The following is a 19,614-nucleotide window of genomic DNA, read 5'->3' on the forward strand; positions in this document are numbered from 1 at the left end:
TAAACGTTTTTCTTCGCATTTTCACCTCGTTAGCGTTGCTCATTATATCTCTAACAAAGTGTCCTGTTTGATTAGACTCATTACATGAGTTGTTTGGCGAAGAAACGACCGATGCTGACAAGCTGGTATGGCTTGATGGCGTAGCGGCTAAAGTTTCCGAAAATGATTCTGTGATGGATCAACTTCGTCATAACGATATTGAGCAAATCATGCTTGGGGATTATCCTCAGGCCGTACAGAATGCTGTCATTGAAAGCATGGGGGCGTTTGAGAAACATTCAGTTGCTTACCTGTCTGATAAGGGGGTTGTCCGTTAGCCAACCGTTTTATCTTAATGTATTGCTTAAAGGGCTTGCCCGATGAGTGAGTCTTTGACGGGCTTGATATGAATTTGCGTAGAAGTTTTGGTATACTGTTTGAACGATGTTTTTCAGCCCAGATTCTGCTTTTTAGGAGTGATTATGAGCACCCACAAAAAAACTCAGGCAAGCTACGCTAAGCCATCACGTGCTGACATTGTTCGCTCAGTAGCAACATCTACGGCTGTTGAAACAGGGCAGTCCTCCGCGAAGATCGAAGCTTCACTTGAAGCCACGCGCAAAAAATTTGCTCATTTGCGTCTTGCGGTTTAATCCCTTCTTAATGCTTCTCTCACCCAGTGTTTCATCGGCTCGTAGTCCATTGATACACCTGCATGGATAGCCGAGATATACTGGGTTTTGTTTTGCTCCCGGCTTTGATAATCCAGCGGTTTGTATCCTCCCTGAACGGCCATTACGTCGGCTAGCAGTCGCGACAGGCGTCCGTTTCCCTCTCTGAATGGATGGATAAGTATTAGCTCTACATGGGTTATGGCGATAGCAGTGATGAGTTGTTCTTCGTCCATGCCGCTACATGGCGTGTATTGAGCCAGATACCTGGTGTCGAATTCGCTCAGCAGTTTTGGCAATTGTGCTGAAGGTGCAAACATAAAGCCGCCCTTGCTGATATTAACCGCTCTTTCTTGTCCAGCCCACTGGTAGATGTTGCCTAACCAGCGGCGATGCCAGCTTTTTAGCATGGCTACGCTGAACTGTCCTTCCGGGAACTGTTCTTCAAAAACAGACTGGTAGAGTTGTTCTAACAGGACAAGTTCAGCCTCATCCATCTCATCAGAAGTTGCGATCCCCAGCTTGTTAGCCAAAACTTGCTCGCCAGAGTCTTTCTCATACTGACCTTCACTGCTGGATACATGGTATCGGCTCATTGAGATGCCCTGTGTTATTAGAAGGATGGGAGAGCAGAGGGAGTATAACGCTGGATGAGTACAGTAAATAATATTCGTAAAATCAGATAGTTACAAAAGTGTAGGTTACAATGTAGTTTTTATGCTCAAGTGAAAAATAATCGTTAGTAATCAGCATTAACACACCAATGCATCATTGGGGTGTGATCTGATAAATCCTTGTCAATAGACTCATTCATATTGATTTTACTCATTTTTTAAGTCTGTTGGGTACCCAAGTGGCCCCATGTGAAACCCTTAAAAACCCATGTGAATCGCTAAATTTGTATACCAGTAGTATACCGGTTAGTATCGGGTAGACACTCTGAATAGCGGGTATAGATTGATGAAATTGACACTCAACCAGTCGACTATAATCAATAAGTTATCTATCGATGTTAAACCAGAACTCGACCAGCAAGGGCGTGTTATCTACTTACCGAATCCTGGACGAAAGCCGTATCTTATCACTGATAATCACCGGGATTCACCCGTTGGTTTTGGTGTCAAAATCAGTGCAAAAAAAAAGACATATATTGTTCAACAGAGCGTATCTTCTCCTGGCAACCGTCCTGAGACAGGGGGAAAATCCCGGTCTGAGGTTATCAGACCTACCATTGGCAATGTCTCTGATTTCGCTAATATCGATCAAGCCCGCGAGGGTGCTCGTACTTTAGTTTAAACTATGAAGTTGACTAAAAAGCACCCTAACTTAAGTGACAGGAACCAGTAGATGTTCAGGCATTCATCCCTCAGACTGCCATTAAACGATTCGATAAGGGCGTTATCCGTGGGTTTTCCCGGCCGGGAGAAGTCCATGGTGACCCCGTTTTCACAGGCCCATCAGTCCACCTGCAGCTTTTGCGATATACGCCCTGAGGACGGCCTCAGACGCTCCATCACAGCAACCACATCATCCGGTAATCCCTCCGAAACCCCTGGCCGACCTCGATCGCCAGCCGCCCGCGCCAGATTTCAGGGCCAGAAAGGCGTTTCATCGTATGAGTAAGGGCTCTTGCTGCATCCTGATTCGGTTTAGTCGTTGCACCTCCCGTTGCTGCTGCCATTCCGGCCTTCGCCGTACTGTCCATAACAATCGGAAACGGGGGAGGTGGCATAGCTTTCGCTTCAGCAAAGAACAAGCCAGACACTTTATCAAATAGGGATTTTTTCTTTGGCGGTTCTGGTGGCGGTGACGTTTTATTTTTCACAGCCTGAGCGTGTTGTTCAGGCACCGGGACTGGCTGAGCGGGTTGTGACTGATAGAAGCATAAATAACCGGTAACGGTCAGAAGTTCTATACCGGCATTTTCCTGCCACCGGGGAAAGAGGGGCAAACAGCGGTTTTCACTGCCTGGTTGTGTTATCTGTCTTTTTTTTCGTTTTTTTTTGTATTACTCCACTGTTTGTCTGGCTGGCAAAGCATTACCATGGGCCAACGTCTGCTTCTGGTTAATGGGTTTCTGATGCGTTACAAAATTGCGTTATTACCGTTATTTGCGTTGCTGGTTGCCTGCAGTAGTAAAACAGAAAGTGTCCGGCAGGGGCCACAAGGCGGTTTTTTACTGGCTCCGGCTGGCGGACAGGGAATGTTATCCGGGGATTTTGCCGGGCGTCCGCAGACCGAAGAATTTATTAATATGATGGTGAAAAAGCATAATTTTGACCGTCAGCAGCTTGAATCCTGGCTGGGACAGGCGCGGCGTTTAGATTACGTGCTCAGGCTGATGGACAGGCAGGCACCTAATACTCCGGCACCTCCGGGGCCAAACGGGGCGTGGCTGCGTTACCGGAGTAAATTTATTACCCCGTCGAATATACAAAACGGTGTGGCATTCTGGAACCAGTATCAGACAGAACTGCAGCGGGCCCGGCAACAGTACGGAGTTCCTGCAGAAATTATTGTCGGTATTATCGGGGTGGAAACCCGCTGGGGAAGAGTGATGGGTAAAACCCGTATTCTTGATGCGCTGGCAACCCTGTCGTTTGATTATCCGCGGCGTTCGGCCTATTTCAGCAGTGAACTGGAGACATTTTTACTGATGGCCCGCAGCGAACGGGATAATCCGCTGGAGCTGAGAGGATCGTTTGCCGGAGCAATGGGTTACGGCCAGTTTATGCCTTCGGCCTATAAACAATATGCCGTTGATTTTGATGGTAACGGCACGATTAATCTCTGGGACCCTGTAGATGCCATTGGCAGTGTGGCCCATTATTTCCAGCAGCATGGCTGGCAGGCCGGGCAGCCAATTGCAGTGCCCGCCAGTGGCACCGCACCTTCTCTGGATGACGGCTATAATACCCGTTACAGCGTCAGTCAGCTGATAAAGGCCGGATTACGGCCACAGGCTGCATTGCCCGGGGATCAACAGGTAAGCCTGCTGAAACTTGATATGGGGCAGAGTTATCAGTACTGGTTCGGGTTGCCTAATTTTTATGTGATTACCCGTTATAACCACAGTACCCAATACGCAATGGCGGTCTGGCAGCTGGGTGAAGCAGTACGTAATGCCCGCAATAACACGGTTTTTTAATTCACGACTTTCCTTATTGTTTGTATGGATATAGGATGGCGCCCTTTGCGGGCGTCTTCTGCCTGCGGTGAGAGTAAGGAACCCTGATGCAAACACTCCCTCCTTGTCCTGAATGCCATTCTGAATACAGCTGGCAGGATACTGAAAATTATAACTGTCCTGAATGTGGTCATATCTGGCCGGTAGTGTCAGCTGAAACCTCAGAAGAGACCTTACTGGTGCGCGATGCCAACGGTAATCTGCTGGCGGACGGTGACAGCGTTACTATTGCCAAAGACTTGAAAGTAAAAGGCAGTTCTTCGGTACTGAAGATTGGTACCCGGGTTAAAGAGATTCGTCTGACAGAAGGTGATCATAATATTGATTGCCGGATTGATGGTTTTGGCCCGATGAAGCTGAAATCAGAGTTTGTGAAAAAAAGTTAATCTTCGCACTCTGTTCTCCGGCGGCATGACCGGCCGCCGAGATCCCTTTTGTTGTGCCATTCTCTGTCCTTTCACGCAAAAAAAACCTTTATACCCCGCAATGCAGCAAACTCTTGCTGCGCAGTTCCGTTTTCCGGCGGTTGCTGCCGGCCATGACTTGAAAAGCTGTCATTAATCCATAGTATCTTCTCTGGTGTTGATAAATATACTCGTGCTACACGGAGGGAAGTTGATGGATAAGGATTTACGGCAGTTAAGTATTCAGACCGGACAGTCTCTGCTGTCCCGCGGCGCAACACTCACTACCGCTGAGTCCTGTACCGGCGGCTGGATTGCAAAAGTGATTACTGACATCAGTGGCAGCTCTGCATGGTTTGAACAGGGATTTGTGACATACAGTAATCAGGCCAAAATCACTATGCTGGGGGTTGACCCGGCAACTCTTGAGGCCCATGGTGCGGTAAGTGAAGCGACAGTCCGTGAAATGGCGAGTGGGGCACTACAGGCTGCGGAGGCTGACTATGCGATTTCAGTCAGCGGTATTGCCGGTCCGGATGGCGGCAGTGCAGAGAAACCGGTCGGTACCGTCTGGTTTGGTTTTGCGGCCGCAGACGGTAAAGTACTGGTATCAGGTCAGCAATTTACCGGTGACAGGGACGCAATACGGGCTCAGGCAGTCGCATTTGCCCTGCGTACCCTGAACTGTGAGTTTCTGGAAAAATAAACTTGATACTGTATGACTATACAGTATAATTATCCCTCATCAGAGACAGAGCATACCCACACATTTGCCTGGCTAATCCGGCATAATCAGGAGTTGAAATGGCGATCGACGAAAACAAACAGAAGGCTTTAGCCGCAGCGCTGGGGCAGATTGAAAAACAATTCGGTAAAGGCTCCATCATGCGTCTGGGTGAAGACCGCACTATGGATGTTGAGACCATTTCAACCGGTTCACTGTCGCTGGATATTGCTTTAGGTGCCGGCGGGTTACCGATGGGCCGTATCGTGGAAATCTACGGGCCAGAATCTTCCGGTAAAACCACACTGACCTTGCAGGTTATTGCCGCCGCGCAGCGTAAAGGAAAAACCTGTGCCTTTATCGATGCTGAACATGCTCTGGACCCTGTCTATGCCAAAAAGCTGGGTGTGGATATTGATAATCTGCTGTGCTCTCAGCCGGATACCGGTGAGCAGGCGCTGGAGATTTGTGATGCACTGGCGCGTTCCGGGGCAGTGGATGTCATTATTGTTGACTCCGTCGCCGCTCTGACACCAAAAGCCGAAATTGAAGGTGAAATCGGTGATTCTCATATGGGACTGGCTGCCCGTATGATGAGCCAGGCAATGCGTAAACTGGCGGGTAACCTTAAACAATCCAATACACTGCTGATTTTTATCAACCAGATCCGTATGAAGATTGGTGTGATGTTTGGTAACCCGGAAACGACAACCGGCGGTAATGCGCTGAAATTTTATGCGTCTGTTCGTCTGGATATCCGTCGTATCGGGGCCATCAAAGACGGCGATAATGTGGTCGGCAGTGAAACCCGTGTCAAAGTGGTCAAAAATAAAATTGCAGCGCCGTTTAAACAGGCTGAATTCCAGATTATGTACGGCGAAGGCATTAACTTCTTCGGTGAACTGGTTGACCTGGGGGTTAAACATAAACTGATCGAAAAAGCCGGTGCATGGTACAGCTATAACGGCGATAAAATTGGTCAGGGTAAAGCGAACGCGGGTAACTACCTGCGTGATAACCCACAGGCCGCCAGCGAAATTGAGCAAAAACTGCGTGATATGCTGCTGAATGCTCCTGCTCAGGAATCAGCCGAAAAAGAGTCAAACGGTCATGATGAAATGAGTGAGGATCATCAGGAGTTCTGAGTCCGGTAAGCGGATACATTACCCTGAAACGGGAGAGTGCTGTTAAAGCCTCTCCCGTTTTTTGTTTTTTATGGCCGGTACTGGCAGAGTATCACTTTGCGTCAATAACCTATCACACAGGAGAGTCTGGTGCTGTTTACTGAAACTGAACGCCATCCGATGTTTGCTTCTTTACTGGAACGGGCGGTACGGTTACTGGCCCGGCGTGATCATTCCGAACACGAGCTGAAAGAAAAAATCCGTCTTTCGGTGTGGCGCAGCGAGCAGAGAGAGGGCAGTGAGCATACGCCTCCCGATGAAGCGGCCCTGACACAGGTGATAGCCTGGTGCCTGGAAAATAATTATCTCGACGACCAGCGTTTTACCCGGCAATTTATTATCAGCCGTAGCCGCAACGGTTATGGACCACAGCGTATTCGTCAGGATCTGCAGCTGAAAGGGATAGGGCGTGATGATATCAGTCAGGCATTAGCAGAGTCTGAGATAGACTGGCAGCAGCAAGCGGCAGAGGTTGCCGGGAAAAAGTATGGTCATAAATGGCCCTCCGATGCCCGGGAAAAAGCCAGATTACAGCGATTTTTACACTCCAGAGGGTTCCTGATGGAGGATATTCGCTCTGTTTTGGTAAATTTTTCCGGCTGAGTCATAATCCGGTTTTACTTCCCTGTGAAGAAAACTTATCTTATTCCCACTTTTTTGTTCCACTGTCACCGGCGGGCCGCAATGTGCTGGCTGCCCGGACGAAAGGAACATCCGTCAGAGTGATACCAGGATATTTATGAGCAAGAGTACTGCTGAGATCCGTCAAGCGTTTCTCGATTTCTTTAAGAGCAAGGGACACCAGGTTGTAGCCAGCAGCTCCCTCGTACCAAATAATGATCCGACGTTGCTGTTTACTAACGCCGGAATGAACCAGTTTAAAGACGTTTTTCTCGGTCAGGATCAACGCGACTATACCCGTGCAACAACATCACAACGCTGTGTACGTGCCGGCGGTAAACATAACGATCTGGAAAATGTCGGTTATACCGCCCGTCACCATACGTTCTTCGAAATGCTGGGTAACTTTAGTTTCGGCGACTATTTTAAGGCTGAAGCTATCGCATTTGCCTGGGAGCTTCTGACCGGTGCTGAATGGTTTAATTTGCCGAAGGAGCGTCTGTGGGTCACAGTCTATGAGACTGATGATGAAGCCTATGATCTCTGGGCTAACGATATTGGCGTGCCGGCCGAGCGCATTATCCGCATCGGTGATAATAAAGGCAGTGCCTATGCGTCAGATAACTTCTGGCAGATGGGTGATACGGGACCTTGTGGCCCGTGCAGCGAAATTTTTTACGACCACGGTGACCATATCTGGGGTGGCCCTCCGGGCAGTCCGGAAGAAGACGGCGATCGCTATATCGAGATCTGGAACATCGTATTTATGCAGTTTAACCGTCAGCCGGACGGTACTATGCTGCCATTGCCTAAGCCTTCAGTGGATACAGGCATGGGGCTGGAACGTATTACTGCCGTGCTGCAGCATGTTAATTCTAACTACGAAATTGACCTGTTCCGTACGCTGATCAGTGCGGTGGCAAAAGTGACCGGTACCACTGACCTCGATAATAAATCACTGCGGGTTATTGCTGACCATATCCGGTCATGTGCCTTCCTGATTGCTGATGATGTACTTCCATCGAATGAAAACCGTGGTTATGTATTACGCCGTATTATCCGCCGTGCAGTACGTCACGGAAATATGCTCGGTGCCAGCGGAAGCTTTTTCTACAAACTGGTTGCCCCGCTGATTGATGTGATGGGCAGTGCCGGTGATGACCTGAAAAAACAACAGGCTCATGTTGAATCGGTCCTGAAAACTGAAGAAGAACAGTTTGCTAAAACACTGGAACGTGGTCTGACGTTACTGGATGAGGAACTGGCGGCCCTGAAAGGGGATGTTCTGGATGGTGAAACCGTTTTCCGTCTGTATGACACTTTCGGATTCCCTGCGGATTTAACCGCGGATGTCTGCCGTGAACGTAATGTCACAATTGATGAAGCCGGATTCGAAGCAGCCATGGAAGCACAGCGTCAGCGTGCCCGTCAGGCCAGTGGTTTCAGTGCTGATTATAACAATATGATCCGTGTGGACAGTGAGTCAGCCTTTACCGGTTATGACCATTTGCAGGAGCAGTCCACTGTCACGGCTATCTTTGTCGAAGGTCAGCCCGTTGATGCACTGACAGGGTCAGAGCAGGCAGTTATTATATTGGATCAAACACCGTTCTACGGTGAATCAGGTGGTCAGGTCGGTGATACCGGGATATTAACGGCCAATGGTGTCAGCTTTACAGTGACAGATACCCAGAAATACGGCAAGGCTAACGGTCATATCGGTAGCCTGACCAGCGGTATCCTGCGGACAGGTGATAAAGTATCAGCACATGTTGATGAACAACGCCGTGCCCGGATACGTCTGAATCACTCAGCCACTCACCTGTTACATGCTGCATTGCGTGAAGTTTTAGGTGACCATGTGTCACAGAAAGGTTCACTGGTTAATGATAATTACCTGCGTTTTGACTTCTCCCATCCGGAGGCCGTCAAACCCGGGCAGTTACGCAGGGTTAATGAAATTGTTAACGCCCAAATCCGCCGCAACCTGGCGGTAGAAACCGACATTATGGACCTTGAGTCGGCCAGGGCGAATGGTGCAATGGCTCTGTTTGGTGAGAAATATGACCAGAAGGTGCGCGTACTCACCATGGGTGACTTCTCGGTTGAACTCTGTGGTGGTACTCATGCCAGCCGTACCGGAGATATCGGCTTATTCCGTATTACTTCCGAGTCCGGTACTGCGGCGGGTGTACGCCGTATTGAAGCGGTTACCGGTGAACATGCCCTGCAAACGGTATTTGCGCAGGATGCTCAGTTACATGAAATAGCGCAGCAGGTGAAAGCAAACAGCAGTAATCTGAATGAGAAAGTCCGGTCTCTGGTAGAGCAGGTGCGTTCTCTGGAAAAAGAACTGCAGCAGTTGCAGGACCAGCAGGCAGCACAGGAAAGCAGTTCACTGTCAGCCAAAGCGATTAATATCAACGGCGTTAAACTGCTGGTCAGTGAGCTCAGCAATACTGAACCAAAACTGTTGCGAACCATGGTCGATGATTTAAAAAATCAGCTTGGATCGGCGATTATTGTGCTGGGAACCGTTAATGACGGTAAAGTATCGCTTATTGCGGGAGTCACGAAAGATTTAACTGACAGAGTTAAAGCAGGGGAACTGATCGGCATTATCGCCAGTCAGGTCGGTGGTAAAGGCGGTGGTCGTCCGGATATGGCTCAGGCCGGCGGAACGGAACCTGCAGCATTACCAGCGGCTCTGGCAGGGGTTGAGGCCCTGGTCAGCGGGAAATTGTAAAAGAGATAAACAAGCTGCCGGTAGAAATCGCCCGGACCGTTCTCCGGGCGTTTTTTACACGATAAGCAACCTAAAATGATAAAGTCAGGTAGTAATGGTGTATTTCGGCTAAACTAACTATTAGCGAAATGTATTGGCATACTGATTGAATTTTCTGTATCAGTCGTAGTCAATAGATAGTAATGCGTTATACGATGGATTTGCCGGGACCCAGAACTGGCCCGACTCTTTTAATCTTTCAAGGAGCAAAGAATGCTTATTCTAACTCGTCGAGTTGGTGAAACTCTCATGATTGGCGATGAGGTGACGGTCACAGTATTGGGTGTTAAAGGGAACCAGGTACGTATAGGCGTGAATGCTCCTAAAGAGGTGTCTGTGCATCGTGAGGAAATCTATCAGCGCATTCAGGCCGAAAAGACCCAGCAGCCAGACTACTAACATATTCAGCGCCTCGTTTTTAACGAGGCGCGCCTTTATTCAATCCCCGGTCCCTATACTACAGCGATGCATCTTCCTGATGCTGTGCCGTTGAATTCTCACTCCTTTTGGCTTTTAAATGCCCTGATTGACGACTAAACGTGCAATCAGGCTCTCAGCGCTAAAAATTGTTTGACTTATAAGGCGGGGAAAGTAATATGTGCGCCAACGCAGCGACGAAGCGCAGTAACAGGCACAGCGTCGGTGCGGGTAGCGAAGTAACAAGTGGTGAGGTGGCCGAGAGGCTGAAGGCGCTCCCCTGCTAAGGGAGTATGCGGTCAAAAGCTGCATCGAGGGTTCGAATCCCTCCCTCACCGCCATTTATACTGCATCCGTAGCTCAGCTGGATAGAGTACCCGGCTACGAACCGGGCGGTCGGAGGTTCGAATCCTCCCGGATGCACCATCTTTGTGATATTCTGCGTTTATCCTCCCTTGTTATCATTTTCTTTGGCATTTTTCTGACCTGTTCTGGCAGTGCTTTTGACCGGTTTACGGTTAATCCCCCCTGATTTATCGGTTCTGTTTTTATCATTTCCTCAGGGACCGGATAATCACTGCCCTGAAAGATATACTCCGATTTATATTAGACATCAGCCTGTTAGCTATTTTTTGTCGTTAGCATTTACGGTTTACTGCTGACGGCGACAATTCATCTGCATTAATATAAAGTAACGACTTATCGGTTCAGTCTGGAGTGAGTATGTACGATCATTATCACGGACTTATTTTTGATATGGATGGCACCCTGGTCAACAGCGAGCCGGCACACCGTCAGGCCTGGAAACAGGTATTAGCACAGCACCGCCTGGCGTTCTCTTTCGAGCAGATGATTGCACTTAACGGCTCTCCGGGCTGGAAAATAGCTGAACAGATATTGATAGCGAATAACGCGACTTTGGATCCCCGGCAGCTGGCGGCAGAAAAAGATCAGCAACTGGATAAAATCTTACTGACTACCTCTGCACTGTTGCCGTTAATCGGGGTCGCCAGACATTATTATGGCCGCTTGCCCATGGCGGTAGGCACCGGAAGTAACCATCAAATGGCTGATCGCCTGCTGACCCATCTCGGGGTGCGTCATTTATTTAATGTCCTGATTGCTGCCGATGATGTGGAACACCACAAACCTGACCCGCAGACTTTTCTGGAATGTGCCCGGCAGATGGGGGTTGAGGCGGCACAGTGTGTGGTGTTCGAAGATGCCGATTTTGGTATTCAGGCAGCTAAAGCTGCAGGAATGGATTTTGTTGATGTACGCCTGTTGTAACTGACCGCGGTCTCCGGCAGACAGGCAGATAACCGGACGCCGCTGCAGCCTTAGTATCACAGGTTAATACTATTCAGCATTTAGCCTGCCTGTGGCCTTGTGCTGGCAGTCCGGCGTCATGGCAACTAATTTGGTTTACCGTATCTTTTGGTTCATTGCTACACTGCAACCGTACAGAACTATAAGACATAATTATCACCGTGGGAGGTGACAGTGATACCTGACGTATCTGACGCATTAAGCTGGCTGGAAAAGCACCCTGAAGCACTGCAAGGCATCGGCCGTGGAATTGAACGTGAAACGTTACGTGTTCAGCCCGACGGGCATGTATCACAGCAGGGACATCCGAAAGCGTTGGGCTCCTCACTGACCCATGACTGGATTATTACTGATTTTGCCGAATCATTACTGGAGTTTGTGACCCCGGTTGATCGGGATATTAAACATCTGCTGGCATTTCTGCGCGATATTCACCGCTATGTTACCCGTTCGCTGGATGATGAGCGTCTGTGGCCATTCAGCATGCCCTGTATCATTAAGCATCCGGACGATATCACCCTGGCACAGTATGGCAGTTCCAATATTGGTCAGATGAAAACCGTGTACCGTGAGGGGCTAAAACACCGTTACGGTTCACTGATGCAGGTGATTTCAGGACTGCACTACAACTTTTCCCTGCCGGAAGCATTCTGGCAGGCGCGGCTGGGTATCGACAATCTTGCACAGGGTAAAGATGCGGTCTCTGCCGGTTACCTGCAACTGATCCGCAATTATTATCGTTTTGGCTGGATTATTCCTTATCTGTTCGGGGCATCACCGGCAATTTGTGAAAGTTTCCTGCCGCAGGGGAAAGGTGATTTGCCTTTGCAAAGCAATGATAAAGGCACTTACTGGCTGCCTTATGCGACTTCTCTGCGTTTAAGTGATCTGGGGTATACCAACAAGTCACAGAGTGCACTGGGTATTACCTTTAACTCGCTGGAAGGCTATGTCAGCGCCCTGAAGAAAGCGATTAAAACACCGTCTGAGGAGTATGCTAAGATCGGTGTCCGGGACAGTGACGGAAAACGTATTCAGTTAAATACCAATGTGTTGCAGATTGAAAACGAGCTGTATGCGCCTGTCCGGCCTAAACGGGTTATCCGCGCCGGTGAAGCACCTTCTGCGGCCCTGAGCCGCGGCGGTATCGAATATATTGAAGTCCGGTCACTGGACGTTAACCCGTTTACCCCGACTGGAATTAATGAACAACAGGTACGTTTCCTGGATATGTTCCTGATTTGGTGTGCACTGGCCGATGCACCGGAAATGAGTGCCGAAGAACTGCAATGTACCCGTGGCAACTGGAACCGGGTGGTGATGGAAGGGCGTAAGCCCGGCCTGATGCTGAGTGCCGGCTGTGGTGAACAGATCTATTCATTGAACGAGGCCGGTCACAGTATGTTTGCCGGTTTACAGCGGATTGCAAAAGTACTGGATGCGCCAGACGGAAGTACAGAATATCAGCAGGTATGCAGTCAGTTGCTGGCGTCGATTGACGATCCGGAGTTAACCTATTCGGCGAAAATTCTGCGTGATATGCAGCAGAAAGGTCTGGCCGCAGCCGGAACCGAACTTGCAGAAAAATACCGTCAGATGCTGCTCGCTGAACCGCTGGAAGTGTTAACCGAAGAACAATTTAGCCAGCAGGCGCGGGCGTCAGTCATTGCACAGGCTGAAACAGAAGCCAGTGATACACAGAGTTTTGAAGAGTATCTGGCGGGCAGGGAAGGCTGAAAAAAGAAAAGGCCACATCACTGTGGCCAAAGTAACATCTCTGTTGTCAGGGATGATGATAACAAATGCGCGTCTTTCATATACTCAGACGCGGGCCAGAAGAAAAAGTTTCATTGATTGGAAAATTTTTTTAAAAAGAGGTGACCATATGCCATTGTTGGATAGTTTTACCGTTGATCATACACGCATGGCAGCTCCGGCTGTACGTGTTGCCAAGACCATGAAGACGCCACATGGCGATACTATCACGGTGTTCGATTTACGTTTCTGCATTCCGAATAAAGAAGTGATGCCTGAACGTGGTATTCATACCCTTGAACACCTGTTCGCCGGGTTTATGCGTAACCATCTGAATGGCCAGGGCGTGGAAATTATCGATATTTCGCCGATGGGTTGCCGTACCGGCTTCTATATGAGCCTGATCGGTACACCTGCGGAGCAGAAAGTCGCTGATGCCTGGAAAGCAGCGATGGAAGATGTGCTGAAAGTTACCGAGCAGCGTAAAATTCCTGAACTGAACGAGTTCCAGTGCGGTACTTATCAGATGCACTCTCTGGAAGAAGCTCAGGATATCGCACGTCATATTCTCCAAAATGACGTGCGTGTGAACCATAATGAAGAGCTGGCTTTGCCAGCAGAGACCCTGAAAGAGTTACATATCTAGTCTCTGTTTGTTATGACGGTCTGTCAGCCGGTCTGACAGAAAAAAAGGCGGCATGCGTAACAGCGTGCCGCCTTTTTTACCGGGTCCTGTATCAGCCCAGAGATGCCTGTAATGAGGTATGCGGGGTAATTCGCGTCTGCCGGACCATATTGTCCTGCACATCGAGGATTTCGATGGCGTAATGTCCAATCTGTACCCGGGTATTGACTTCCGGAATCTCTTCCAGCACTTCCAGCAGCATGCCATTAATGGTGCGGCCGCCATCTTCCGGCAGGTTCCAGTTAAAGACCTTATTGATTTCCCTGACGTTGGCACTGCCATCGACCAGCACCGAACCATCATTCTGTGGTAACACTTCTTCGGCGAGGGTAGGAGACATGGAGGTCGTAAAATCACCGACAATCTCTTCCAGAATATCTTCTATGGTGACCAGACCTTTGATATCACCATATTCATCGATCACCAGGCCGGCTTTTTTCTTATTGCGCTGAAATTTAACCAGCTGCATATTTAACGGGGTTCCCTGCGGGATAAAATAGATTTCATCGGCAGCCCGCAGCAGGTTTTCTTTGGTGAACTCTTTTTTCTCTGTCATCATCCGCCAGGCCTCGCGGACCCTCAGCATGCCGACGGCATCATCGAGGGTATCGCGGAACAGGACAATTCTGCCATGGGGTGAATGTGTCAGCTGGCGAATAACTGATTTCCAGTCATCATTGACGTTAATGCCGACAATCTCATTGCGCGGCACCATAATGTCATCCACGGTGACTTTTTCCAGGTCCAGTACGGATAACAGCATGTCCTGGTTACGCCGCGACATCAGGGTGCGTGATTCATAGACAATGGTACGCAGTTCTTCTTTACTGAGCGCTGAACTGGCGGAGCCGCTGGTTTTAATCCCGACCATCCGCATCAGGGCACGGGTGATTGAATTCAGCAGCCAGACGACAGGCATCATAATAATCTGTAACGGAGCCAGTAAAAAGCTGCTGGGGTAGGCGACTTTCTCCGGATAAAGTGCGGCAATGGTCTTCGGTAAGACCTCGGCAAAGACCAGCACAATAAAGGTCAGTACTCCGGTGGCAATCGCCACACCGGCATTGCCGTATAAACGTATACCGACAATAGTCGCAAGTGCTGAAGCAAGAATATTGACCAGGTTGTTACCGATCAGCACCAGGCTTATCAGCCGGTCCGGTTTGGCGAGCAACTTCTCAACTCTTCTGGCCGCCCGGTTACCGTTTTTGGCATTATGTCGCAATTTATAGCGGTTAAGTGTCATCATGCCGGTTTCTGAGCCCGCAAACCAGGCAGACACCAACACCATAATGACCAGCGTAATAATTAGCGTGGTGGTTGAAACATGTTCCAACGCGATATTTCCTTTATTTTAATAAATTAACGGCTTAGCAGGTGCTGAAGGATCCGGCTGCCAAAATAGGCCATGGTCAGCAGCACAGCGCCGCTGCAGTTAAACCATACCACGCGGCGACCGCGCCAGCCTTCATGATAATGGCCCCATAACAGGACGATATAGACAAACCACGCGAGCAGAGAAAGCACCGCTTTATCGATGTTTTCCGCAGAGAACAGGTCACGCATATAAAATAGGCCACTGCACAGGACCAGCGTCAGCAGCACCACCCCCACCTGGGTAATATGGAACATCTTACGCTCTATCACCATCAGCGGCGGCATATCATGGCTGAATGCCAGCTTTTTATTTTTCAGCTGGTAGTCGATCCAGGCCAACTGTAATGCATATAACGCCGCGATGATTAGCGTGGCATAAGCAAATAATGCCAGCCCGATATGCAGCATAATGCCCGGGGTGGTTTCAAGGTGGGTAAGAAAGGCATTGGGGACAAAGGTGGCAAATGCCAGATTAATCAGGGCGAAACTGTACACAAAAGGCAGCAGCAGCCAGCCGCGATTCCGTGAGGCAACGATGGTCATCACCGCACAGATCATCAGGCTGACCAGTGAACCGATATTCAGCAAACTAAAGTTTTGTTCTGCATTCAGAATAAAAATTCGTTGCTCAACCGCGACACCATGGCAAATCAGTGCCACAACCGCCGATAGCATCGCCAGCCGCCGCCAGCCGCTGCTGCGTGTCAGCAGGCTCGGGATGATCAAAGCAAGACTCAGTGAATAGGCAAGGAGTGCCACAATCGCAAAAACTGACATATATAGGGTATCGTATTCGTCATCATATAGGGTTCAGACAGGCAGTATAGCGTTAGCCGCGACTTGCGCCAAACGATCTGAAGGTCAATTGCAGAGATCGGCAACGCTTCATGTTATACTGCGAGGAAAATGTCGCCGAGGCGGCTTCGCAATATTTTCTGAGTGAAAGGTAATGTTTGATAATTTAACCGATCGTTTGTCGCAAACACTGCGCAATATCAGCGGCCGCGGAAGGCTGACAGAAGACAATATTAAAGACACTCTGCGTGAAGTACGTATGGCGTTACTGGAAGCTGACGTTGCTTTACCCGTCGTCCGTGAATTTATCGCGCGGGTGAAAGAAAGCGCAGTCGGGCATGATGTTAATAAAAGCCTGACCCCGGGCCAGGAATTTATCAAAATTGTCCGTGATGAACTGATCGCGGCAATGGGTGCTGAAAATAACACCCTTAACCTGGCAGCTCAGCCTCCGGCCGTGGTGTTAATGGCGGGTCTGCAGGGTGCCGGTAAAACGACCAGTGTCGGGAAGTTAGGCAAATTTCTCAAAGAAAAGCACAAGAAAAAAGTATTAGTGGTTTCTGCCGACGTCTATCGTCCGGCGGCAATTAAACAGCTGGAAACCCTGGCTGAACAGGTAGGTGTTGATTTCTGTCCTTCAGATGTCACACAGCAACCTGTCGATATCGTCACTCATGCATTAAATGAGGCCCGTCTGAAGTTTTATGATGTGCTGCTGGTAGATACCGCCGGTCGTCTGCATGTCGACGAAGCGATGATGGACGAGATTAAGCAGGTACATGCCGCGATTAACCCGGTAGAAACCCTGTTTGTTGTGGATGCAATGACGGGGCAGGATGCGGCCAATACCGCCAAAGCCTTTAATGAAGCCCTGCCGTTGACCGGGGTCATTCTGACCAAGGTGGATGGTGATGCGCGTGGCGGTGCTGCCTTGTCCATTCGTCACATTACCGGTAAGCCGATTAAGTTTATGGGGATGGGCGAAAAAACCGAGGCACTGGAAGCATTTTACCCGGACCGTATTGCTTCGCGGATCCTCGGTATGGGCGATATGCTGTCGCTGATTGAGGATATCGAAAGTAAGGTTGACCGCGATCAGGCCGAAAAACTGGCCAAAAAACTGAAGACCGGCGATGGCTTTGATCTGAATGACTTCCTGCAGCAGTTAAAGCAAATGCGCAATATGGGCGGCATGGCCAGCCTGATGGGGAAACTGCCGGGTATGGGCCAGTTGCCGGATAATGTGAAATCGCAGATGGACGATAAAGTGCTGGTACGTATGGAAGCCATTATCAATTCCATGACGCGAAAAGAGCGCGAAAAGCCGGAAATTATTAAAGGATCACGTAAACGTCGTATTGCCACGGGGTGTGGTCTGCAGGTACAGGATGTTAACCGTTTGCTGAAACAGTTTGATGATATGCAGCGAATGATGAAGAAAATGAAGAAAGGCGGCATGGCCAAAATGATGCGTGGCATGAAAGGTATGATGCCGCCAGGATTTCCCGGCCGTTAAGCCGGAAAAGTAAAAGTCCGAACTGTAATTGACTTACAGGTTGCTTTTTACTCCAAAACGAGTAAAATTTTCGGGCTTTTTATATTGCACCCGGGCCCCGCCCCTCGCTGGGGTCCGGGTGTTTTATTAACTAAAGAGGATGTTATGGTAACAATTCGTTTGGCTCGTCACGGCGCTAAAAAGCGTCCGTTCTATCAGGTTGTCGTTACTGACAGCCGTAATGCGCGTAATGGTCGTTTCATTGAGCGTGTTGGCTTCTTCAACCCGGTTGCTTCTGGTCAGGCCGAAGCAGTGCGTCTGGATCTGGACCGCATCGAACATTGGGTTGGCTTAGGTGCCACAGTTTCTGACCGCGTTAACGCGCTGGTTAAAGAAGCAAAAAAAGCAGCTTAATCTGTCACGGTGGCGAACATGAGCATGACCGGAAAATCTACCGCGCAACCTCCGATTAATTCCCTTATTTTAGGAAAAATGGGAGCGGCCTACGGTATTCGTGGTTGGCTCAAGGTGTTTTCTTCCACCGAAGATGCTGATCGCATTTTTGATTACCAGCCATGGTTTATTCAGCGTGCCGGTAAATGGCAGCAGATTGAGCTGGAAGGCTGGAAAAATCATAATCAGGACATGATTATCAAAGTCAAAGGCATTGATGATCGTGATGCGGCGGCGCAATTAACCAATTGTGAAATACTGGTTGATGCCACGCAGTTGCCCGCGCTGGAAGACGGTGATTATTACTGGAAAGACCTTATTGGTTGCCAGGTAATGACCGTTGACGGTTACGAAATGGGGAAAGTCATTGATATGATGGAAACCGGATCGAACGACGTGTTAGTCGTAAAGGCAAATCTGAAAGATGCTTTTGGCGCGAAAGAGCGGTTAATTCCGTTTCTTTATGAACAGGTTATCAGGAAAGTCGATCTCACTACTGGCACAATTGAAGTAGACTGGGATCCTGGTTTTTGATCTCCGGAGATAACGGTAACCCAACGGCGAACGCTATGTGGATTGGTGTGATTAGCCTGTTTCCAGAGATGTTTCGTGCGATTACCGATTACGGGGTAACTGGCCGGGCTGTCAAAAATGGTCTGCTCAGTATTCAGTGCTGGAGTCCCAGAGACTTCACACATGACAGGCATCGTACTGTCGACGACCGCCCCTACGGTGGCGGGCCGGGAATGCTGATGATGGTACAACCCTTACGGGATGCTATCCATGCAGCCAAAGCAGCGGCAGGTGAGGGCGCTAAGGTAATTTACCTGTCACCTCAGGGGCGCAAACTTGACCAACAGGGGGTTTGCGAACTAGCGACGGATCAGAAATTAATTCTGGTCTGTGGTCGTTACGAAGGTATTGATGAGCGGGTAATAGACGCCGAAATTGATGAAGAATGGTCAATCGGTGATTATGTGCTCAGTGGCGGGGAACTGCCGGCAATGACGATGATTGACTCGGTGGCCCGGTTTATTCCGGGAGTACTGGGAAAACAGGCATCGGCTGACGAAGATTCGTTTTCTGAAGGATTGCTGGATTGTCCGCATTATACCCGGCCTGAAGTGTTAGAGGGTGTGGAGGTTCCGCCGGTTTTACTGTCGGGCAACCATGCTGAAATTCGCCGCTGGCGCATGAAACAGTCGCTGGGTCGCACCTGGCTGAGAAGACCTGAACTTCTGGAAAACCTGGCTCTGACTGAAGAGCAAGCTAAATTGCTGCGTGAATTTCGTCATGAAAATCAGCAGCAGCAACATGATGATACGGAAGAATAGTCTTCCCTGAATATCAGTTTACCCAGGATAAGAGATTTAATTATGAGCAACATTATTAAGCAAATTGAACAAGAACAGATGAAACAGGATGTACCTTCATTCCGTCCGGGTGATTCCGTGGAAGTGAAAGTATGGGTCGTTGAAGGTTCTAAAAAACGTCTGCAGGCATTTGAGGGCGTGGTTATCGCAATCCGTAACCGCGGTCTGCACTCTGCATTCACTGTTCGCAAAATGTCTAACGGCGAAGGTGTTGAGCGTGTATTCCAGACTCACTCACCGGTAATTGACAGCATTACTGTCAAACGTCGTGGTGCTGTACGTCAGGCCAAACTGTACTACCTGCGTGAGCGTACTGGTAAGGCTGCTCGTATCAAAGAGCGTCTTAACTAAGGTATCGCTAACGCGACATCTGAAAGTTA

At 49.2% G+C, this 19,614-nt stretch carries 21 protein-coding genes, 2 tRNA genes and 2 pseudogenes; 20 read left to right on the plus strand and 5 right to left on the minus strand.

The window, feature by feature from the left end; translation table 11 throughout:
* Positions 1-89: 89 nt before the first annotated feature.
* Positions 90-317 (plus strand): hypothetical protein, encoded by a 228-nt coding sequence (locus JK216_RS04850; RefSeq protein ID WP_212711569.1) that lies wholly within the window; start codon positions 90-92, stop codon positions 315-317.
* Positions 318-461: 144 nt separating this feature from the next.
* On the plus strand, positions 462-632 hold the full coding sequence (locus JK216_RS04855) for a hypothetical protein (RefSeq protein WP_164881279.1): 171 nt from the start codon (positions 462-464) through the stop codon (positions 630-632).
* Here the strand turns inward: JK216_RS04855 and JK216_RS04860 are convergent.
* Positions 629-1,246 carry a Fic family protein gene (locus tag JK216_RS04860; RefSeq protein ID WP_212709023.1) on the minus strand — a complete coding sequence of 206 codons (618 nt, stop codon included), beginning with the start codon at positions 1,244-1,246 and terminating at the stop codon, positions 629-631. The two genes, JK216_RS04855 and JK216_RS04860, sit on opposite strands and share 4 nt — an antisense overlap.
* Before the next feature lie 364 nt (positions 1,247-1,610).
* Here JK216_RS04860 and JK216_RS04865 point away from each other — a divergent pair.
* Positions 1,611-1,943, plus strand: a pseudogene (locus JK216_RS04865) (integrase); the annotation flags it as partial.
* A gap of 35 nt (positions 1,944-1,978) precedes the next feature.
* On the opposite strand, the pseudogene JK216_RS04870 reads toward JK216_RS04865, so the two are convergent.
* A pseudogene (locus tag JK216_RS04870) lies at positions 1,979-2,116 on the minus strand (transposase); the annotation flags it as partial.
* A gap of 47 nt (positions 2,117-2,163) precedes the next feature.
* Positions 2,164-2,601: a hypothetical protein gene (locus tag JK216_RS04875; protein ID WP_212710701.1), complete on the minus strand. Its 438-nt coding sequence runs from the start codon at positions 2,599-2,601 to the stop codon at positions 2,164-2,166.
* A 129-nt stretch (positions 2,602-2,730) separates the two neighbouring features.
* Here JK216_RS04875 and mltB point away from each other — a divergent pair, with 129 nt between their 5' ends.
* From mltB to luxS, 12 genes are all read left to right on the plus strand, one after another.
* Complete coding sequence (gene mltB, locus JK216_RS04880; protein WP_212709021.1) at positions 2,731-3,798, plus strand: lytic murein transglycosylase B; 1,068 nt, start codon at positions 2,731-2,733, stop codon at positions 3,796-3,798.
* Between the two features lie 86 nt (positions 3,799-3,884).
* Entirely contained in the window at positions 3,885-4,223 is a 339-nt protein-coding gene (locus JK216_RS04885; protein WP_212709020.1) for a zinc ribbon domain-containing protein YjdM, read from the plus strand.
* A 232-nt stretch (positions 4,224-4,455) separates the two neighbouring features.
* Complete coding sequence (gene pncC, locus JK216_RS04890; RefSeq protein WP_249213200.1) at positions 4,456-4,947, plus strand: nicotinamide-nucleotide amidase; 492 nt, start codon at positions 4,456-4,458, stop codon at positions 4,945-4,947.
* A gap of 98 nt (positions 4,948-5,045) precedes the next feature.
* Positions 5,046-6,110, plus strand: coding sequence for a recombinase RecA (gene recA / locus JK216_RS04895; protein ID WP_212710699.1), 1,065 nt, complete (start codon positions 5,046-5,048; stop codon positions 6,108-6,110).
* 159 nt (positions 6,111-6,269) lie between these two features.
* Positions 6,270-6,752: a regulatory protein RecX gene (locus JK216_RS04900; RefSeq protein WP_212709047.1), complete on the plus strand. Its 483-nt coding sequence runs from the start codon at positions 6,270-6,272 to the stop codon at positions 6,750-6,752.
* A 136-nt stretch (positions 6,753-6,888) separates the two neighbouring features.
* Positions 6,889-9,516 carry an alanine--tRNA ligase gene (gene alaS, locus JK216_RS04905; RefSeq protein ID WP_212711571.1) on the plus strand — a complete coding sequence of 876 codons (2,628 nt, stop codon included), beginning with the start codon at positions 6,889-6,891 and terminating at the stop codon, positions 9,514-9,516.
* 252 nt (positions 9,517-9,768) lie between these two features.
* The gene (csrA, locus tag JK216_RS04910; protein ID WP_025902553.1) at positions 9,769-9,954 is read left to right on the plus strand and encodes a carbon storage regulator CsrA; all 186 of its coding nucleotides are present in this window, start codon (positions 9,769-9,771) and stop codon (positions 9,952-9,954) included.
* A 266-nt stretch (positions 9,955-10,220) separates the two neighbouring features.
* A tRNA-Ser gene (locus JK216_RS04915) sits at positions 10,221-10,313 on the plus strand.
* 8 nt (positions 10,314-10,321) lie between these two features.
* Positions 10,322-10,398 (plus strand) — tRNA-Arg (locus tag JK216_RS04920).
* A gap of 297 nt (positions 10,399-10,695) precedes the next feature.
* Positions 10,696-11,262 (plus strand): fructose-1-phosphate/6-phosphogluconate phosphatase, encoded by a 567-nt coding sequence (gene yqaB / locus JK216_RS04925; RefSeq protein ID WP_212711572.1) that lies wholly within the window; start codon positions 10,696-10,698, stop codon positions 11,260-11,262.
* A 213-nt stretch (positions 11,263-11,475) separates the two neighbouring features.
* Positions 11,476-13,038 (plus strand): glutamate--cysteine ligase, encoded by a 1,563-nt coding sequence (gene gshA, locus JK216_RS04930; protein WP_212711573.1) that lies wholly within the window; start codon positions 11,476-11,478, stop codon positions 13,036-13,038.
* Between the two features lie 148 nt (positions 13,039-13,186).
* Positions 13,187-13,702, plus strand: coding sequence for an S-ribosylhomocysteine lyase (luxS, locus tag JK216_RS04935; RefSeq protein ID WP_212709014.1), 516 nt, complete (start codon positions 13,187-13,189; stop codon positions 13,700-13,702).
* Between the two features lie 91 nt (positions 13,703-13,793).
* On the opposite strand, the gene JK216_RS04940 is transcribed toward luxS, so the two are convergent.
* A complete protein-coding gene (locus JK216_RS04940) occupies positions 13,794-15,077 on the minus strand; it encodes an HlyC/CorC family transporter (RefSeq protein ID WP_212709013.1) in 1,284 nt (427 codons plus the stop codon).
* 26 nt (positions 15,078-15,103) lie between these two features.
* On the minus strand, positions 15,104-15,895 hold the full coding sequence (locus JK216_RS04945; RefSeq protein ID WP_212711574.1) for an inner membrane protein YpjD: 792 nt from the start codon (positions 15,893-15,895) through the stop codon (positions 15,104-15,106).
* Positions 15,896-16,067: 172 nt separating this feature from the next.
* Here JK216_RS04945 and ffh point away from each other — a divergent pair, with 172 nt between their 5' ends.
* The 5 genes from ffh to rplS all read left to right on the plus strand — a co-directional run bounded on the left by ffh (position 16,068) and on the right by rplS (position 19,585).
* Entirely contained in the window at positions 16,068-17,429 is a 1,362-nt protein-coding gene (gene ffh / locus JK216_RS04950) for a signal recognition particle protein (protein WP_212709011.1), read from the plus strand.
* 144 nt (positions 17,430-17,573) lie between these two features.
* Complete coding sequence (rpsP, locus tag JK216_RS04955) at positions 17,574-17,822, plus strand: 30S ribosomal protein S16 (RefSeq protein ID WP_212709010.1); 249 nt, start codon at positions 17,574-17,576, stop codon at positions 17,820-17,822.
* A 24-nt stretch (positions 17,823-17,846) separates the two neighbouring features.
* Positions 17,847-18,395, plus strand: coding sequence for a ribosome maturation factor RimM (rimM, locus tag JK216_RS04960; protein ID WP_212709045.1), 549 nt, complete (start codon positions 17,847-17,849; stop codon positions 18,393-18,395).
* Positions 18,396-18,430: 35 nt separating this feature from the next.
* Positions 18,431-19,195 (plus strand): tRNA (guanosine(37)-N1)-methyltransferase TrmD, encoded by a 765-nt coding sequence (gene trmD, locus JK216_RS04965; RefSeq protein WP_212709046.1) that lies wholly within the window; start codon positions 18,431-18,433, stop codon positions 19,193-19,195.
* Between the two features lie 42 nt (positions 19,196-19,237).
* The gene (gene rplS / locus JK216_RS04970; protein ID WP_212709009.1) at positions 19,238-19,585 is read left to right on the plus strand and encodes a 50S ribosomal protein L19; all 348 of its coding nucleotides are present in this window, start codon (positions 19,238-19,240) and stop codon (positions 19,583-19,585) included.
* Positions 19,586-19,614: the final 29 nt, after the last annotated feature.

The organism is Tatumella sp. JGM94, assembly GCF_018257595.1.
GTDB classification, from domain to species: Bacteria; Pseudomonadota; Gammaproteobacteria; order Enterobacterales; family Enterobacteriaceae; genus Tatumella; species Tatumella punctata.

Coding starts and splice junctions, on each gene's coding strand:
- JK216_RS04855 (WP_164881279.1), top strand. CDS start 462: ATGAGCACCCACAAAAAAACTCAGGCAAGCTACGCTAAGCCATCACGT.
- JK216_RS04860 (WP_212709023.1), bottom strand. CDS start 1,246: ATGAGCCGATACCATGTATCCAGCAGTGAAGGTCAGTATGAGAAAGAC.
- mltB (WP_212709021.1), top strand. CDS start 2,731: ATGCGTTACAAAATTGCGTTATTACCGTTATTTGCGTTGCTGGTTGCC.
- JK216_RS04885 (WP_212709020.1), top strand. CDS start 3,885: ATGCAAACACTCCCTCCTTGTCCTGAATGCCATTCTGAATACAGCTGG.
- pncC (WP_249213200.1), top strand. CDS start 4,456: ATGGATAAGGATTTACGGCAGTTAAGTATTCAGACCGGACAGTCTCTG.
- recA (WP_212710699.1), top strand. CDS start 5,046: ATGGCGATCGACGAAAACAAACAGAAGGCTTTAGCCGCAGCGCTGGGG.
- JK216_RS04900 (WP_212709047.1), top strand. CDS start 6,270: ATGTTTGCTTCTTTACTGGAACGGGCGGTACGGTTACTGGCCCGGCGT.
- alaS (WP_212711571.1), top strand. CDS start 6,889: ATGAGCAAGAGTACTGCTGAGATCCGTCAAGCGTTTCTCGATTTCTTT.
- csrA (WP_025902553.1), top strand. CDS start 9,769: ATGCTTATTCTAACTCGTCGAGTTGGTGAAACTCTCATGATTGGCGAT.
- yqaB (WP_212711572.1), top strand. CDS start 10,696: ATGTACGATCATTATCACGGACTTATTTTTGATATGGATGGCACCCTG.
- luxS (WP_212709014.1), top strand. CDS start 13,187: ATGCCATTGTTGGATAGTTTTACCGTTGATCATACACGCATGGCAGCT.
- JK216_RS04945 (WP_212711574.1), bottom strand. CDS start 15,895: ATGTCAGTTTTTGCGATTGTGGCACTCCTTGCCTATTCACTGAGTCTT.
- ffh (WP_212709011.1), top strand. CDS start 16,068: ATGTTTGATAATTTAACCGATCGTTTGTCGCAAACACTGCGCAATATC.
- rpsP (WP_212709010.1), top strand. CDS start 17,574: ATGGTAACAATTCGTTTGGCTCGTCACGGCGCTAAAAAGCGTCCGTTC.
- rimM (WP_212709045.1), top strand. CDS start 17,847: ATGACCGGAAAATCTACCGCGCAACCTCCGATTAATTCCCTTATTTTA.
- trmD (WP_212709046.1), top strand. CDS start 18,431: ATGTGGATTGGTGTGATTAGCCTGTTTCCAGAGATGTTTCGTGCGATT.
- rplS (WP_212709009.1), top strand. CDS start 19,238: ATGAGCAACATTATTAAGCAAATTGAACAAGAACAGATGAAACAGGAT.